Source organism: Mycolicibacterium sphagni (assembly GCF_002250655.1).
Lineage (GTDB): Bacteria > Actinomycetota > Actinomycetes > Mycobacteriales > Mycobacteriaceae > Mycobacterium > Mycobacterium sphagni.
Genome location: NZ_NOZR01000020.1, coordinates 89,513 through 104,615 on the forward strand (window position 1 = coordinate 89,513; position 15,103 = coordinate 104,615).

The following is a 15,103-nucleotide window of genomic DNA, read 5'->3' on the forward strand; positions in this document are numbered from 1 at the left end:
GAACGCCGCCCATGTCTGCCGATCGGTCTGTCAGAAGCACGCGAAATAGCCCATTCGCTCACAGGATCAGCGATGGCACTTGTCGATATCGCTGTCCAGGATCCGGTTGGCGCGCCACGCGCACCGGCTGTCGACAGAGGATCGCACTCATTCTTGGGTTTACGCCTGGCAGGATCTGTGTAGCATCGCGGCCTCGCTGATAGGCGCGCCCGGGACCGAAGGCGAGGTCATCCACATGGCCGACACCCGGCCTGTGCGCGGACGAGGGCAAGAGGAGTTGCTCGCTGACGGCGCCACGGAGATCCACGGTTCACTTCCCATCAACACCGACGGCGGCGGGATCGCTAACGGTGAGCCCATCGGCGCGTCTGGACTGCGCGAGGTTCACGAATTGCTACGCCAACTGCGAGGACGGGCCGGTCAGCGCCAGGTTCCGACACAGTCGCGGGTGGGCATCGCCCAGGTGTTCGGCGCGCCCGGTACAACCTCGGCGACCATCCTCTCGCTGTAGCGATAGCCGGTTGATAACGTGACCTGCGCCACAGGCCACAGCATGCCCGTCCGATCTCACGGTAACGAAAGCGCAAAGCTACTAGTTAATCTAACTTTCGAACTCTAAGGTCGGTCTCAGGTACTTGTTGGAGATCGGAGCTACGGTGATCGAGTTGGGCAAAGTCGTATACGTCGCTTTCTTCGTAGTTGCGGCACTCTGGCTTTGCCTCACAGCTGAAAGCGAATAGCACGCACTTGAGAGAGTGAGCGGGGACCATCGATGAGCGAATCCATGATTACTTCGGTCGACCTGATCCGCTATGCGATTGCCGACCAAGTTCGCGAGCTAGGTGGAGACGCAGACAAGATCGATCAGATCGCAATGTCGGCCGCGTACGCCATTTACATTGGCATGGCCGCCGACACCGTCCGGCCTCGATAGCGCTCCGTCATCCTCGTGCTCGGGCTCTAGCCCCGCAGCGGAAATTCATCTGATCCCCTATCTCCCGCCGGAATAACCGGCAGCACCACAGCCGACGGGTGGTTCGCGTCGTGCAGGATGGTTTGCGTCGCGGGCACGGTCGTCGCGTTCTGCCCGAACGGTTCACCGGTATTCGGGTTGGGGGCGAACTGCGGATAATCGCTGCTGGAGATCTCCAGTCGGATCCGGTCGCCTGCGCGGAACAGATAGCTCGTCGGCCAGATCGCGATGTGGTACTCGTACGGCTGGTTCGGAACGCCCGGCCTCGGTGCGGACAAGGAGTCTCGAAATGCCGTGCGCAGGATGCCGTTGTTGAGGTTGATCGCGTCGCCGTCAGGCTTGACGACGATCAGCTTCGCGGAGAAGTCGGTGTCGACCGCCGACGACGACGCCCACAGGTCGACGGTCGCCGGTCCCGTCACCTCGGTGTCGGTCGGAAGCGGGTCGCTGCTGTAGACCAGGACGTCGGAACGCTGCTCGACCGGCGTCTGATCGTAGGGTCCCTGCGGGCCGGATTGGGCACCGCAACACGAATGCCCGCCCACGCTCGGTGCGGGGTCGGTCGGGTCGTAGAGGTAGCGATCAGGCGCTTGGTCGGCCTGGGGTGTTGTCGAACTCAATGTGCCGGTGCGCGAATCCATCTGGCCGGCTCCGGACAGGAAATAGCTTCTCCACTGCGTGTGGGGCAGCGGCCAGCTGTCCGCCGACTTCCACTTGTTGGCGCCCATCAAGAAGTAGTCCACCCGCGGCGTGCCCGCCGCATGGTTGTCAACGCCCTTGAGGAAGTGGTCGTACCAGGCCAGCATCAGCTGGTTGATCGGACTCTCCCCCCCGCTGCCGATATCCTTCAGCAGGGGAGCGGGTTCGGAACCCGACCGGCCCCAGTCCACGTGGTCCCACGGGCCGATGACGAGTCGTTGGTTGGTCCGGGCCTGCTGTGTCCCAGCCGAATTCACCATCCCGCTGAAGTTCTCGATGCCGCCGGCGAGGAACGCGTCATACCAACCCTCGACGTCGAGCACCGGCACCCGGACCGCCGGGTAGCGATCGCGGATGCTCCACTGCCGCCAGAACTCGTCACGTGACGAATGCGCGATCCAGTCGAAATACCACGGCGCCACTGCCGGATTGGCGGGTTGCAACACCGGCAACGAGCGGTACGGCCGGAAGTCGAGCCAACGGGTGGGGTCGGCTCCAGCGGCCGTCAGTGCCGCTGCGGTGACGTCGTCGCGGCGGTTGGTCGCGGCAGTGGTGGCCAGCCCGATCGCCCAGGGCAGCACGAACGCCAGGCGGAACTCGCCGCCCTCGTACATCCAGCCGTCGTAATAGTCCGACGCGGTGTTGGCCGGCACGATGGTGACCAAATGCGGCGGCGTGCTCGTCGCGGCCAGCCACTGGGTCGCGCCGACATACGACGAGCCGTACATGCCGACCTTGCCGTTTGATCCTGGCAGTGCCGCCGCCCACTCTACCGAGTCATAGCCGTCGTCGCGGTCATGGGTGAACTCGCTGAAGGTCCCCTCCGACGTGCCTTGCCCCCGAACATCTTGAATGACAACGAGATAGCAATGCGATGCAAACCAGTCGGGGGACTGGTAGCGCGACGGCTGGACCTGCGCGCCGGTCTTGCCGTACTGGGTGCGCATCAGGATCACCGGAACGGCGTCGGAGGTGTCCGGCCGGTAGACGTCGGCGCGAAGCACCGTGCCGTCGCGCATCCGTGCCGCCACGTCGGTTTGCTTGCTGACCCCGCACGGGCCCCGGCCACTCGACGGCGGCCAGGGCGAGTCCGCGACCGGCGGGCGTGGTGAACCGCACGCCGTCAGTACGAGTGCCAGCGCCATGATGACCGCCAGAACCCGTGTCGTCGGCACCCTCAGATCATCTCTCTTGCGGTGAGCCACCGCATGATCGGCCAGCCGGCGAACACCGGCAGCCAGCAGGTCAGCACCCGGTAGAGCAGCACTGCGGGCACGCCGACGGCGGCGGGCACCCCGAAGGCGGCCAGTCCACCGATCAGGGCGGCTTCCACCGCGCCGACGCCGCCGGGGGTCGGTGCGGCCGACGCGAGGGTGCCGCCGACCATGGTGACGATGGTGACCGTGACGAAGGTGGTGTCGCCGCCGAAGGCCTCGATACTAGCCCACAGTACCAGCGCCTGCCCGAGAGTTGTTGTGGCACAGCCAAGTACGATGATCGCCAGGCGCTTGGGCTCGCGAATCAGCTCGAGCAGCTCGGTGCCGACCTCCTGGATCCTGGGGCGGACCGCCGTGCCGAGCCACCGGCGCGCCCGAGGTACCAACAGGAAGGTGCCGAGCATGCCCAGTGCGACGCCGCCGATCAGATAGAGCATCGTGGTGCTCGGCACGAAATGGGACAGGTCGGCGGTGGCGCCGGCGGCGACGCTGAAGAAGATCAGCAGGGTCACGTGGGTGATCACTTGGACGGCCTGCTGCAGCGCGACCGCCGCGGTGGCCCGCAGCGCGCCGAGCCCGCCCTTCTGCAGGAAGCGCGTGCTCAACGCCAGCCCGCCGACGCCGGCCGGTGTGGTGGTCGCGGCAAAGGTGTTGGCGAACTGCATGATGACCAGGTTGCGGAAGCTGACAAACCCGGACGCGCACGCCCACAATGCCGCTGCCGCACCGATATACGTCAGCGCGGACACCGCAAGCCCGAGCAGCGCCCACCACCAGTTCGCGTTGCGCAACTCGCTGAAGAACGTGGGCACGGTGCTGATGAACGGATAGGCGACGTAGACCAGTGCGACCAGCAGCACCAGCTGGATGACCTGCTTGCGGGTGAACCGGGTGATGGTCTCGGTCTTGATCTCGTCGGCCCCGGTCTGCCGCTTGACCTCGTCGCGCGCCGCGGCCATGACACCCTTGGGATCGTTGACCGACTTACGAATTCGTGCCGGGACCGCTGCCCTGGTGAGGCGCCGAGACGCCTTGAGGACGGCTTCCTTCCCGAGCGTGTCGACGGCGGCCCGGACAGCCGAGTCGGCGCCGAACCGATCGGTCGTCGACACCAGGAGTTGGGCGATGTCGGACTGGAGTTGTTCGTCGGTCGCCCCGTACTCCGAGTTGCCGAAGCCCCCGAACAACACCTTGCCACCGTCGGCGCTCATCTCCTTGAAACGCAGGTCGCCGTGGGCGATCTGGTGATGATGCAGCACACCCAGCGACCCCCAGATCGCCGTCACCAGAGCCTCGTCGGAGGACGCCCCGATCGGGACACCGACCGACGGGGTGTGCGCATACAGCGTCCACCCCCGCTCCAGTGCCGCGACGGCCATCGTGGTGGTGTTGGACACCCCGAGATCGCAGACGGCGATCGTCATCAAGGCGCGGTGTTCGACGGCGCGGCGCATCGAAGCCTGCAGTGGCGCGGTTTCGGCGTCACGCAAGATCAGCCACCGCCAGAACTGGCGCAGCGCACCGCCGCTGCGCAGATTGGGCCCGTACATCTCGACGACCACGCGTGAGCCGGCGTCGTCGGCTGCCGACAACTCCAGCGGTCCGGCCGCGGCCGGGCGCACCACCGTCAGCGAGGTCACCAGGAATTCCCTGCGGGACAACGCCCGCACCGCCCCGTCGAGGGGGACTTCCAGACCCGGGGTGCCCACCACCCATACCGTCAGCGCGCCGACGAACCAGCCGACGGACAGCCCGAGGAGTGAACGCGCCGGGACCACCGCACTGACCACCAGGTGTATCGGCACGAACGCCAGCAGCAGTGTCCACCACCACCGGCGCCAGCGCGCTGGCAGCCACGGACCGCACACGGTCAGAACGGCAGCCAGCATCGCGATCCAGCGGGGGTCGTCGAGGAACTGCGACAGGGTGGTCGACAGCCGCTCGGACAGATCGAAGTGCCACCGTGGGGCAGCGATCCCGTTGCCGGTGATCGACAGTGAGAACACGGCGAGGAACCCGGCTGCCGCGTAGGCGGCGAACAGCTTCCACTGCCGCGCGGCGATCAGTCCGATCAGGATCACGAACGGCAGCGCCAGGATCGCCACGCCGTAGGCCAGGTAGACCAGGTTGGATTGCGTTGGGGTGAGCACCCCGACGATCCGCGACACCGATTTCTCCAGACCGACCCAGTCGTTGCGGGTGATCAGTGAGCTGGTGATGATGATCGCCAGGAAGACCGTCGCGAGCCCGAGCCGGACGATGTCGTTGGTCCGGCGGGTCAGCGGGAGCAGCACGTTGCCGGAAACGACAACCTCGCGCCCGTCGACTCGCATCGCTGAAACTTATCCCGAGTTGCCGCGCGAACGCCTTATTGGTGGCTCGGACGCGGTTACCCGTCAGACGAAGCCGATGTATCCCAGCAGGGCGGCGGCGCCCACCACGATCAGCGGGTTGGTCTTGGTCCGCACGAAGATCAGCGTCGCGATACCGGTGACCAGGTAGGCCCGCCAGTCGTGGTCGGCGGCCTTGCTCATGACCAGTGAACTGGCCAGGATCAGTCCCACGGTCAACGGGGCGAAGCCCTTTTCGACCGCGTAGCGCCACTTGGATTTCTGGGCCTTCTGCCAGGACAGGGTGATCAGGTACATCAGGGTGGCCGCGGGCACCACCATTGCCACCGTGGCCAGTACACCGCCGACGATGCCGCCGGCGACCCCGGCCACACCAAGGCCGGCCGCGTAACCGACGAGCGCCACGATCAGGATGCTCGGCCCCGGCGCGGCCTGGGAGATCGAAAAGATATCGGCGAATTGAGAGTTGGTCAACCAGTGGTGACCGGTCACCGCCTGCAGGTGCATATCGGGCAGCACGGTGTTGCCGCCGCCGATCGACAGCAGCGACAGCGAGCCGAACATGCCGATGAGCGCCAGGAAGGTCTTCATGCCGCGACCGGCTTCTTCCTGGGCCAGGCCCAGATCAAGCTCAGCGGCGCGAGGATCGCCAGCGTCTCCAGCAGCGGCCAGCGCACCAGGCCGTTGAGAATGAAGCTGGCCAGGAAGAAGGCGATCGGCATCAGGCCTTTGAGGCACTTCTGGCCGGTTTGGATCACCATCGCCAGGGTCAGCGCGACCGCGGCCGCTGAGGCGCCGTGCAGCGCGCCCTTGACCGCGGGCACTTCCTTGAACGTGAAGTAGATGAAGCCCAGCGTGAGAACGATCGCGACGGGCACCAGGCACAACCCGATCAGGGCCGCGATAGCGCCCGCAAGACCCCTCATCTTGGTTCCGACGAAGACCGCCAGGTTCACCTGATTGGCGCCGGGCACGATCCGGCACATCGTCATGGCGCTGAGGAACTCTTCCTCGCCCAGCCACTTCTTACGGACGACGACGATCTCCCGCGACCACGCTCCCAGCCCGCCCCCGAATGACGCCACCGCGACGTGGTTGAACGTGCGGGCGACCTCTAGAAGAGAGGCCTTCTGCAGGGTTGGGCCGGGCTCACTCATGAACCAGATCGTGGTCGTGTGGGAACTCGTCCTCCGCGGGACGGTTCTGCTCGAGGGGGTCCGGCGGGTCGTAGTGGTGCGAAATCTCCCAGTCGCTTTGGAAGACCTGGCCCAGCCGCGCCACGACATCGGGGTCGTCGGTGGTGATGCCGAGTTCGCGGCGGAGGTCGAACGCGCTGCGGTCGATGTTCATCGATCCGACGAGAACGCTCGAGTCGTCGACGATGAGCAACTTGGCGTGCACGCGCAGATTCTTCTGCTTGCGCACCTTGACCCCGAGCCGGCGCAGGGTCCGCAGCGAGGCGAAGGTGTCGAGGATGTCCCACTCGCTGATGCCGTGCTTACCGCCGCAGAGCACCTTTACCTTCACACCGCGATGAGCGGCCGCAGCGATGTGGTCGAGGATGACCGCGTCCACGTACTTGGGGTGCTGGATGTAGAGGCGGCGCTGGGCGGTGTCGATGAAACGCGCCATGTGGTAACGGGAATTCGAGTTGCTCCACAGCAGCCCCTCATATGAGGGAGGGGTGAAGTCGCGATGCTCCCAGTCGGCGTTGAACACGTCGACGATCTGTGCCACGTGCTGGGGGTCATGGGTGATGATCCCGTAGTCGCGGGTGAGGGTGAAGTACTTGATCATCAGGTTGAAGGTGGCGACCATCGCCGCACTTTCGTCGACGACGATCGACTTCTCATGTGTCACATAGAATTTGGGACTGGACCACTGAACGTCGATACCGGCGCTTTTGAACGCCTCATAGCTCTCGTCGTTCGCCCGGTCGCCACCGGACCGTTGCGGGTTCAGCATGATCCGAACGTCGACTCCGGCCTTCTTCCGGTCGATCGCCGCTTCCATCAGGCCGGGTTCGGTGAAAGTGAATTGCTTTATCAGGAGCGAGCTTTGCGCGCTCATGATGAAATCGTGGACCGGGTCCAAACCGTCGTCGGGCTCGACGATTACGCGCGGGGCGTTAGCAGGCATAGGTTTCGGATGCTAGCACCAGAACCCCCTCGGCACTTTGCCGCAGGGTGAATGTTGGACATGCGTCGCGATCACGGTGCGGCCGGATCTGCCAGGCCGGACCCGAGGCCGGGCGGGACATAGATGCCGGGGCCCGGCGCAGTGCCCGGTAGCGGTTCGCCGAGTTGCTCGTCGGGCACCTGCCCCAGCAGTGCACCGTCCAGGGCGCCGCCCTGATACATACCGTGCAGGCGGCGCAGGAACGCCAGCCGGCCGGTCCCAGGCTGGTCGGCGGTCGGCCCGATCCCGGCGTCGGGAACACCCTGCCCGGGCGCAGCGGGCGAGACGTTCTGCGGCAGCAGATATTGGTTGTTGAACGCGTACAGGTCCGGGGTCGCCACCGCGCCAGATGCTCCCGGCGCAGACGGAACGGGGTTCTGGCCCAGCAGAAGTCCAGGGGCATAGGCGGACAGGTCGGGCAACCCCAGCGGCCCGACCGACGGGGCGCCGTCCTGCGCAAGGACGCTGCCCACGGTCGCATTGCGTGGAACTGCTCCCGCCGGCGCAGGTGGCATCGGCAGGTCGCCCGGGTCGGGATCGGCCACCGCAGTTGCCGACCCGGCGAGTGCGACACTGATCGCGGCGGTAACCCCGAGCATCAGCTTCACGGCTAACGCCTGATCGCCTGTACTCATCTCGCCATGCCTTCCTGGCCTCGACCCTCGTCACACCGTAGACGGCTAGCGGAGCGACGATGCCGCGAACGGCGACGAGGACGCGATCAGCCTGCCGGCGGAGGCGGTAGCGGCGGCGCCGGGGGAATCGGCACTCCGGGAGCTGCGGGAGCTCCGGGAGCCGCGGGACCTCCCGGGGGAGGCGGTGCCGCCGGATCCGGCAGGAACTCTTCGGGTCCGGCCGGGATGTTGGTCCCAGGTGGCGGCGCCGTGCCGGGCAACGGCTGGCCGAGCTGATCTGCGGGCATGCGGCCTAACGCGCCGTGCACCATCGCGTGGACGCCCTTGAGCGCGTCGACACGAGCGAACGGCCCCGGCGGCACGCCGGTTTGCAGATCGTAGGGAGACGGAGTCGGATCGTCAGCGCCCTGCAGCGTGCGATACGTCTGCGGCAGCAGCATCTGACTGCCGTTGAGTACGTCGACACTCGGTGGCGCCCCGGGGACGGTACCCGCCACAGCAGGCGCCGGTGTCTGTCCGAGCAGCAGTTGATTCCCTGCGGGCCCGGCGACGTAGTTCGCGAATCCGCTGATCGAGTCCGAGATGGTCCCTGCCGGCGGAACGAACCCCTGCGCGGGCGCCGGGGGAGCAGCCGGCACCCCCGGATCGGCAGGCGGCTGGTCGTCGGCGGCGGCGGGCGCCATGGAGGAGACCGCCGCCCCGACCGCGAGTGCGGCCGCGGCCGCACCCGTAACGAGCGTTCTGTAGATATGGCGCATCAGGACGTCAGAAGACCTTGGTGACGCCGTAGTACGCGACGATGTCGTCGGAGTCGGTGCCGGAGCTGGTCAGCACCGCGTAGGAACGCAGCGACGAGGCACCGACGCAGTTGTCGACCTTGATGTGGATGTCCTTGAGCGTGATGCGCGACGAGGTGCCCTTGAACGTCTTCTTGTCCACGACGACGTTGGTGATCGTGCCCGGTCGGGGCTCGACCTCGACCTGGCCCTGGATCGGGAAGCTGATCGAGCCCGGCAGCGAGACGCCGGTCGTGGTCAGGCTGCCGTTACCCAGCGTGGCGCCGACCGAGCCGTTGAGCTTGATCTTGTCCATTTCCACGCCGCAGCCGATCTGGTAGCCGGTCTCCAGCGATCCGCCGTTCACCGAACCGGTCGTGGTGCCGGTGAACGTGCCGCCGACCAACCAGTCGCGAGACGACAGGGACGTCGTCAGCGGTGCCACCGGCAGTTGGGTCTCGTCCTTGGCGGCCACGGTCAGGGTGCGGCCGTCGGGGGTCTTGGCGATGCCGGGAACTTCGGAGGCGACAACGCCGTTGTCGGCTGGTGGGGGTGGAGGAGGAGCACCAGCGTCGGCGACGGGCGGCGCCGCCGGATCGCCCGGGTCCGCCGACGCGAGCGGAGTCGCTCCCATCGGAATCAGCATGCAAACTGCAGCCGCGGTGGCAAAGCGATGCAACATGTCCTGTCGGCGCCTTCCGTCTGTCACTGGGATTTTCCCTGAGAAAATGATTGATTGGTGTGGTGTCCAGTTGGTGAACGCAGCGCCAACACTCAGCGCCCGAATCTCATCCACTGGACGTCCCTGGTTGGTCTGTCCGGTGTTCAAATCGGCTGCCCACCACCACGTCGGTGACGGGCAGCCGATTGTGAGAACGACGATTTGTAATTGTTAAACGGCCTTGGTGACGCCGAGGTAGGTCACCACGTCGTCGGTGTTGTCCGTCGAACTCGTCAGCGTTGCGTACGAGCGGATGAAGGACTGGCCCGCGCAACCGTCGATCTTGATCCGGAACCCGGTGATCGAGACGCGCGGCTTGGTGCCCTTGAACGACTTCTTGCCGACCGGAACGATGTTCACGGTGCCCGGCTTGAGGTCGATCTTGATCTGCTCGGACAGCGACAGACCCAGGGTGATCGGCAGCAGCGAACCGTTCACCAACGGGATGCCAACACCCGGAGTGACACCGAGCGAGGAGATCGACTCGAGGTCGTCCTGGATGATGCCGCAACCGATTTGGTAGCCGGCCTCCAAGCTGCCACCGGCCAGCTTGGTGCTGCCGCTGCCGCTGATGTCACCGGTGAACGTGCCGTCCACCAGGTACTCACGCGACCACGGCGAATTAGTCAGGGACGCCACGGGTTCCATGGACTCGTCCTTGCCCGTCACGTTCAGCACCCAGCCGTCGGGCGTCTTGAGGACTCCGGGCGCGGCGGAGGGCACGGGTCCCGCCGGGCCGGCGTTGGCGGCAGGTGCCACGTTGGGATCAGCTGCCGGGTCAGCGAGCGCGAGCGGGGTCGCTCCCGTCGGGACCAGCATGCAAACTCCAGCCAATGCGGCAAAGCGTTTCAACATGTCGTGTTGGCGCCTCTCGTCGTTGATATCCACAGTGTCGTTCGGAGGAATCATTGAGTTGGTGGGTGTCGGGGCGGTAAACACCGCACCAACAACTCCCACCCGATTACCGTCTACCGGGCGTCATTTCCTCCGGTTCGCGGTCGGGCGGGCGGTTTTCCATCTCAAGGTGATACCAACTGCATACAAAATCGGTGCAAGGTACACCCGATGGATCCTTCGACGGCGCCCGCTGTTTGATGTCCGTTCACTATTCAGACAGCTGTCCCGTTGATCATCACTTCGTCCTGACCCTGAGGGACCCTGTCGTCACGGGTTCCGGGTAGGGCTGGTTTGGAACTTCCAGCCGGACGGTTCGGGGGAGCCCACGATCCAGGAGGAAGCGATGACAACATCACAGATGTGCGCCAAGGCGCTGACCGCCTCGTTGCTTATGTCCGCGACATTGTTTGCTGTTCCCGTCGCATCTGCTGACCCGGATGCGCAGACCGAGGCGCCGGCGCCGGCGCCCGGCCCCGCCCCGGCCAACGTAGCGGCGCCCGCGCCGGCGCCGCTGCCTGACGCTGCCGATGCACCGCCCCCGCCGGACCAGAGCACATTCGCCGCCGTCACGACAGCGTGCAAGCAATTTGGGGCGGCGTTGGACTTCGCGGCGAACAACTACGAGGACTTCGCGTACAACACCGCCGGTGGCGGAAACAGCGTGAACTACGACGACCCGAACGTGGCCAGTTCCAACGTGATCGGCCGTACCGCCCTGCGCGAGGCCGCCTCGACGGCGATGGACGCAGCCAACACGCCTGGGCTGCCCGGCGATATTGCAGATCCCATGCGGTCGTGGTCCATTCGGGCCGCGAAGTTGTTGATCATCATGGGCGTTCGTGGCGGTGGGGACTCGCTGAACAACACGGCCAGCGATATGAACACCGACGCCAAGAACGCACAGATGGCATGCGCGATGAACGGTGGACGAGCCTAGCCGCAGGCCTCAGCCTGCCGCACCTTCTGCGCGCCGAGCTCACACCAACGAAATCGGCCCCCTTCTTTCGAAGGGGGCCGATTCTCGTTGGTCGGCGGGGTTACCCGCCGGCGCCGCCGGCGCCGCCCTTGCCAGGCGTGCCGCCCAGCGAGCCGCCACCGAGCGAGCCGGTCTTTCCGGCGGTGTTGCCACCCTTGCCGCCGTTGCCGCCGTTGCCGCCCTTACCCCCGTTGATCAGGCTGCCGCCGCCGTTGCCGCCGGTGCCGCCCGCGGCACCCGAACCGGTGGTCGAGCCATTTCCGCCGTTGCCGCCGGTGTTGCCTGCGCCGCCGGCGAATCCACCGAATCCACCGGTGCCGCCCTTGCCGGCCGTGCCGCCGGTGCCGGCGCTCGCCGCGCCGCCGTTACCGCCGACACCACCTGCGCCACCGTTGTTCCCGGCGAGACCGCCGGTGCCGCCTGCGCCGCCGCTGCCGCCGGACGTGGTGCCGCTGCCGCCGTTGCCGCCGGTGTTGCCTGCGCCGCCGTTCCCGGCCAATCCGCCGTTGCCGCCGTTGCCGCCGGCCCCGCCGTTCGCGCCGGCACCCGCACCGCTGTTACCGCCGACACCACCGATGCCGCCTGCGCCGCCGTTCCCGGATCCCAGTCCGCCGGTGCCGCCGGTGCCGCCGGCCCCGCCCTGAGCTCCGGTGGTGGTGCCGTTGCCGCCTGCGCCACCGGCGCCACCGGCGCCGCCTGCGGCCGAGCCGTAGTAGCCGCCGTTGCCGCCGTTGCCGCCTGCGCCACCTTCGGTGCCAACGGCACCGGCGCCGTAGCCGGCTCCACCGCCGCCGCCGGCGCCGGCGTTACCGCTGCCCAACACGGGCAGGCTTGCGGCGTTGCCGCCCTTACCGCCGGCACCACCCGCGACACCGGCCGTCGTGCTGGCGCCGCCGTTGCCGCCTGCGCCGCCGCTTCCGGCGAGAGCTCCGGCGTTGCCGCCGTTACCGCCGGCACCGCCGGCGATGCCGTTGCCGCCGGCGCCGCCGCCGCCGCCGAACAGCGCGCCGGTGGAGGAGCTGCCGGCGATCAGGCCGCCGTTGCCGCCGTTGCCACCCTTGCCGCCGTTGATGGTGGCGCTCAGGGCGTTACCACCGCTGCCGCCATTGCCGTACAGCCCGGCGCTGCCGCCGTTGCCGCCGTTGTAGCCGTTGCCGCCGTTGCCCATGAGCAGGCCGCCCTTACCGCCGTTGCAGGCGGCGCTGGCGCACTGGGCGTCGGCTGCGCTGTAGCTGTAGCCGTTGCCGATGAGCAGGCCACCGTTGGGGTGGGCGGCGGTGCCGTTGCTCACGAAGATTGCGATGAAGTCACCGACCGGGTTGCTGGCAGCCGTGACCGAGGCCAGCGCCTTGGCAGCGCTCGCCGAGGCCGTGCCGGACGCGGCGCTGAGGCTCTTGACGCCGCCGCCCGATCCGATCGGCAAGAGCGGCCACAGCGGGGAGTCAAGCGGGACGTCAATCGACGTCAGCTTGATGGCCGGGGACGCGATGGGCTTGGGTGTATCGGTGGTGGCGAGCAGAAAACCCGCGCTCACCATTGCCGCGCCGGCGACACCCGTCGTGACGAAGGCGGGGGTGGCCATGCGGGGCGATTTCTTGCGGTGCTTGGACAAGATCGGAATTCCCTTCAAGGAGACGTTCAGCGGGCAAATGCGCCGAATGGTCACTGCCATAGGAATCCAAGGAGACCACCCTTACTCGGGACTGGACCCCACTTGGCTCACTGCCGAACTTCGGGCTAACGCAAGTTGAACTCAACCTGTAAAACGCGTCGTAGTGGCTATTTGCAGAGATCGGCGATGCGGGTGTTCGCGGTCTCGGCGTTACGAAGGCGCTCGGCTTGTGTCGGGTCGCTGTTGGCTACTCCGGCTAACGCGTTCATGGAAATATCCTGCAGCCCGGTCGCGAAGCTGCGAATCGCGTCGGACAGGTCCGACGGAGTCCCTGCACCCAGGTGCGCCAACAGATAGGTCGCACCGCCGGACATGGCCAGCCGCGCGTTCGCGGCTACGCCCTGCACCTCGGACCCCGCGTCGGCGTGGGTCTGCAACGACACCGCCGAACTCACCGTGCGATAGGCGTCGCAGGCATTGGCCTTGGGATCACCGCTCAACTGTGCGGCGGCAGGGGCCGGGCTCGACGGCGCCGGCCGCAGCAGCGCCCATCCGGCCGCCGCGGCGGCGATGAGTGCGATCACCAATGCGAGAGGCGCGATCCACCCAATCGACGATCGAGATTGACGGGTTTGGTTCACCTCTGCGGCGGGCTCTGGCATGCCGACGATCCTAGTCACCGGTCCTGGCAACCCCTCAAACGCGTAATCTGGCGGCGGGAAGGCAAGCTGTGGTCGCGACGATGACGTGCGTTGTGCGGGTGGTCGCATGCATCGGTGTGGTAGCCGGGGTCACTGTTGTGGCGCCGATCGCGACGGCGCAGAGCTGCCCGCCCGGGCACATCGACAACCAGTACAGCGGCCAGTGCTACCTGGACGGCAGTGCCCCCACTATCAACGGCGTGCCCTGCGTGGCCAGCAATACCGGACTATGCCAATCATTCGGGCAGAATCAGCAGCCGCCGCGCAGGCCTTTCAGCTCGATCGGGTGAATGTTGCTGTCCGTCAGCTGAACTCAGTCAGCTGCGCGCGACCATCTTGTTGATCAATCGCATGGACCAGTTAGGCGAGACCTGCGCCATCGCGGCGAGAAGCCTGGTCTGGCGCCCGATGGGGTAGTGCACCTTGGGTAGCCTGCCGCGACCGCGGTGGGTGGCCGAGTAGACGGCGGCCGCCACATCGTCGGGGCCGAGGTTGATGCCCAGCGATTTGGTGCTGCCGGTTTCCATGCCGTCGGTCATCGCGGTCTTGACGAACAGCGGCCACATCGCCAGCACCGTGATGTCGTAGCGTCGCCACTCCAGCTCGAGTGCTTCGGTCAGGGCGCGCAGTGCGAATTTGGTGGCCGAGTAGGTGGCGAGTTCGGGTTGCCCGTAGAGCGCCGAGGCCGAGCACATGTTGACTACCTGCGCGTGTGCGGTGTCACGCAGATATGGGAACGCGGCGTGGAGTCCGGCCAGCGCGCCGTAGACATTGATATCGATCATCCGGCGGTGGGTTGCCAGTGGCATGTCCTGGAACGCGCCGGCGCTCAACACTCCGGCATTGTTCACCAGGATGTCGAGTGTGCCTGTCGTACCGGTGAATTCGGCCAGTCGCGCCGACCATGCGGCAGCGTCGGTGACGTCCAGCTGACCGGTAGTCACGCCGCCGCCGTGTTCGGTGATCTCGTTGTGCAGCGCGGCGAGCCCGTCGAGGTCGATGTCGTAGGCGCCGACCCGATATCCGTGCCGGGCGAAGGTCAGGGCGGTCGACCGACCGATGCCCGCAGCGGCTCCGGTGATGAAGACGCTGGGAGCGCTCACGTCAGACGACCCTCAGATGCGGCCTTTCGGCTTCGGGCTCCGGGGCGATGCGGTCGTTGGCCGCGGCCATGGCCGTGTCGACCCGCACTGCGGCGGTCTGGCAGGCGACGGTGGCCTTACGGCCGAGGCCGTCGAGGTCGTCTGCGGCGTTGCGTAGGTATGCGGTGAGTGTGACGCGCAGCCGTTCACCGGCGCGGGCGAGCCGGTTGCGGAACCGGTCGTCCACCAGCACGGTGACATAGGGCAGTTCGAGCTTGATCATGG

At 66.8% G+C, this 15,103-nt stretch carries 16 protein-coding genes and 1 pseudogene; 4 read left to right on the forward strand and 13 right to left on the reverse strand.

Annotated features, from left to right (window positions below):
• Positions 1-223: 223 nt before the first annotated feature.
• Together CG716_RS21275 and CG716_RS30270 are read left to right on the forward strand one after the other, a co-directional pair.
• Positions 224-511: pseudogene (locus tag CG716_RS21275) on the forward strand (thiolase C-terminal domain-containing protein); the annotation flags it as partial.
• Between the two features lie 261 nt (positions 512-772).
• Positions 773-934, forward strand: coding sequence for a hypothetical protein (locus CG716_RS30270; RefSeq protein WP_165774228.1), 162 nt, complete (start codon positions 773-775; stop codon positions 932-934).
• 26 nt (positions 935-960) lie between these two features.
• Here CG716_RS30270 and CG716_RS21280 read toward each other — a convergent pair whose 3' ends face one another.
• From CG716_RS21280 to CG716_RS21320, 9 genes are all read right to left on the reverse strand, one after another.
• The gene (locus tag CG716_RS21280; RefSeq protein ID WP_094483143.1) at positions 961-2,817 is read right to left on the reverse strand and encodes a CocE/NonD family hydrolase; all 1,857 of its coding nucleotides are present in this window, start codon (positions 2,815-2,817) and stop codon (positions 961-963) included.
• 32 nt (positions 2,818-2,849) lie between these two features.
• Positions 2,850-5,222, reverse strand: a complete 2,373-nt coding sequence (locus CG716_RS21285; RefSeq protein ID WP_094483100.1) for a lysylphosphatidylglycerol synthase transmembrane domain-containing protein — start codon at positions 5,220-5,222, stop codon at positions 2,850-2,852.
• A 63-nt stretch (positions 5,223-5,285) separates the two neighbouring features.
• The gene (locus CG716_RS21290) at positions 5,286-5,831 is read right to left on the reverse strand and encodes a chromate transporter (protein WP_094483101.1); all 546 of its coding nucleotides are present in this window, start codon (positions 5,829-5,831) and stop codon (positions 5,286-5,288) included.
• A complete protein-coding gene (locus tag CG716_RS21295) occupies positions 5,828-6,397 on the reverse strand; it encodes a chromate transporter (protein WP_094483102.1) in 570 nt (189 codons plus the stop codon). The genes CG716_RS21290 and CG716_RS21295 overlap by 4 nt, the downstream gene beginning before the upstream one ends.
• Positions 6,390-7,379 (reverse strand): phospholipase D-like domain-containing protein, encoded by a 990-nt coding sequence (locus CG716_RS21300; RefSeq protein WP_094483103.1) that lies wholly within the window; start codon positions 7,377-7,379, stop codon positions 6,390-6,392. Before CG716_RS21300 ends, CG716_RS21295 begins: the two co-directional genes overlap by 8 nt.
• A gap of 71 nt (positions 7,380-7,450) precedes the next feature.
• Complete coding sequence (locus tag CG716_RS21305; RefSeq protein WP_094483104.1) at positions 7,451-8,053, reverse strand: hypothetical protein; 603 nt, start codon at positions 8,051-8,053, stop codon at positions 7,451-7,453.
• Positions 8,054-8,139: 86 nt separating this feature from the next.
• Positions 8,140-8,811, reverse strand: a complete 672-nt coding sequence (locus CG716_RS30275) for a hypothetical protein (RefSeq protein ID WP_094483105.1) — start codon at positions 8,809-8,811, stop codon at positions 8,140-8,142.
• 7 nt (positions 8,812-8,818) lie between these two features.
• Positions 8,819-9,511, reverse strand: a complete 693-nt coding sequence (locus CG716_RS21315) for an MspA family porin (protein ID WP_094483106.1) — start codon at positions 9,509-9,511, stop codon at positions 8,819-8,821.
• Between the two features lie 210 nt (positions 9,512-9,721).
• A complete protein-coding gene (locus CG716_RS21320; protein ID WP_165774229.1) occupies positions 9,722-10,405 on the reverse strand; it encodes an MspA family porin in 684 nt (227 codons plus the stop codon).
• A gap of 385 nt (positions 10,406-10,790) precedes the next feature.
• Here CG716_RS21320 and CG716_RS29655 point away from each other — a divergent pair, with 385 nt between their 5' ends.
• On the forward strand, positions 10,791-11,384 hold the full coding sequence (locus tag CG716_RS29655; protein WP_234817939.1) for an Rv2240c family protein: 594 nt from the start codon (positions 10,791-10,793) through the stop codon (positions 11,382-11,384).
• 100 nt (positions 11,385-11,484) lie between these two features.
• On the opposite strand, the gene CG716_RS30280 is transcribed toward CG716_RS29655, so the two are convergent.
• Together CG716_RS30280 and CG716_RS21345 are read right to left on the reverse strand one after the other, a co-directional pair.
• Entirely contained in the window at positions 11,485-13,095 is a 1,611-nt protein-coding gene (locus CG716_RS30280) for a hypothetical protein (RefSeq protein WP_207760731.1), read from the reverse strand.
• Positions 13,096-13,202: 107 nt separating this feature from the next.
• Positions 13,203-13,697, reverse strand: a complete 495-nt coding sequence (locus CG716_RS21345; protein WP_094483112.1) for a hypothetical protein — start codon at positions 13,695-13,697, stop codon at positions 13,203-13,205.
• An 80-nt stretch (positions 13,698-13,777) separates the two neighbouring features.
• Between CG716_RS21345 and CG716_RS21350 the strand changes: the two genes are divergently transcribed.
• Positions 13,778-14,026 (forward strand): hypothetical protein, encoded by a 249-nt coding sequence (locus tag CG716_RS21350; RefSeq protein ID WP_133066993.1) that lies wholly within the window; start codon positions 13,778-13,780, stop codon positions 14,024-14,026.
• A gap of 27 nt (positions 14,027-14,053) precedes the next feature.
• On the opposite strand, the gene CG716_RS21355 is transcribed toward CG716_RS21350, so the two are convergent.
• Both CG716_RS21355 and CG716_RS21360 read right to left on the reverse strand, forming a co-directional pair.
• Complete coding sequence (locus CG716_RS21355) at positions 14,054-14,839, reverse strand: SDR family oxidoreductase (protein ID WP_094483114.1); 786 nt, start codon at positions 14,837-14,839, stop codon at positions 14,054-14,056.
• Between the two features lies 1 nt (position 14,840).
• Complete coding sequence (locus CG716_RS21360) at positions 14,841-15,101, reverse strand: hypothetical protein (RefSeq protein ID WP_094483115.1); 261 nt, start codon at positions 15,099-15,101, stop codon at positions 14,841-14,843.
• Positions 15,102-15,103 lie beyond the last annotated feature (2 nt).

Excerpts from the sequence above, each read along its gene's own strand:
- CG716_RS21280 (WP_094483143.1), bottom strand. The coding sequence starts at position 2,817 with ATGGCGCTGGCACTCGTACTGACGGCGTGCGGTTCACCACGCCCGCCG.
- CG716_RS21350 (WP_133066993.1), top strand. The coding sequence starts at position 13,778 with ATGACGTGCGTTGTGCGGGTGGTCGCATGCATCGGTGTGGTAGCCGGG.
- CG716_RS21315 (WP_094483106.1), bottom strand. The coding sequence starts at position 9,511 with ATGTTGCATCGCTTTGCCACCGCGGCTGCAGTTTGCATGCTGATTCCG.
- CG716_RS29655 (WP_234817939.1), top strand. The coding sequence starts at position 10,791 with ATGACAACATCACAGATGTGCGCCAAGGCGCTGACCGCCTCGTTGCTT.
- CG716_RS21305 (WP_094483104.1), bottom strand. The coding sequence starts at position 8,053 with ATGAGTACAGGCGATCAGGCGTTAGCCGTGAAGCTGATGCTCGGGGTT.
- CG716_RS21295 (WP_094483102.1), bottom strand. The coding sequence starts at position 6,397 with ATGAGTGAGCCCGGCCCAACCCTGCAGAAGGCCTCTCTTCTAGAGGTC.
- CG716_RS21320 (WP_165774229.1), bottom strand. The coding sequence starts at position 10,405 with ATGTTGAAACGCTTTGCCGCATTGGCTGGAGTTTGCATGCTGGTCCCG.
- CG716_RS30270 (WP_165774228.1), top strand. The coding sequence starts at position 773 with ATGAGCGAATCCATGATTACTTCGGTCGACCTGATCCGCTATGCGATT.
- CG716_RS21285 (WP_094483100.1), bottom strand. The coding sequence starts at position 5,222 with ATGCGAGTCGACGGGCGCGAGGTTGTCGTTTCCGGCAACGTGCTGCTC.
- CG716_RS21360 (WP_094483115.1), bottom strand. The coding sequence starts at position 15,101 with ATGATCAAGCTCGAACTGCCCTATGTCACCGTGCTGGTGGACGACCGG.
- CG716_RS21290 (WP_094483101.1), bottom strand. The coding sequence starts at position 5,831 with ATGAAGACCTTCCTGGCGCTCATCGGCATGTTCGGCTCGCTGTCGCTG.
- CG716_RS21345 (WP_094483112.1), bottom strand. The coding sequence starts at position 13,697 with ATGCCAGAGCCCGCCGCAGAGGTGAACCAAACCCGTCAATCTCGATCG.
- CG716_RS30275 (WP_094483105.1), bottom strand. The coding sequence starts at position 8,811 with ATGCGCCATATCTACAGAACGCTCGTTACGGGTGCGGCCGCGGCCGCA.
- CG716_RS30280 (WP_207760731.1), bottom strand. The coding sequence starts at position 13,095 with ATGGCAGTGACCATTCGGCGCATTTGCCCGCTGAACGTCTCCTTGAAG.
- CG716_RS21300 (WP_094483103.1), bottom strand. The coding sequence starts at position 7,379 with ATGCCTGCTAACGCCCCGCGCGTAATCGTCGAGCCCGACGACGGTTTG.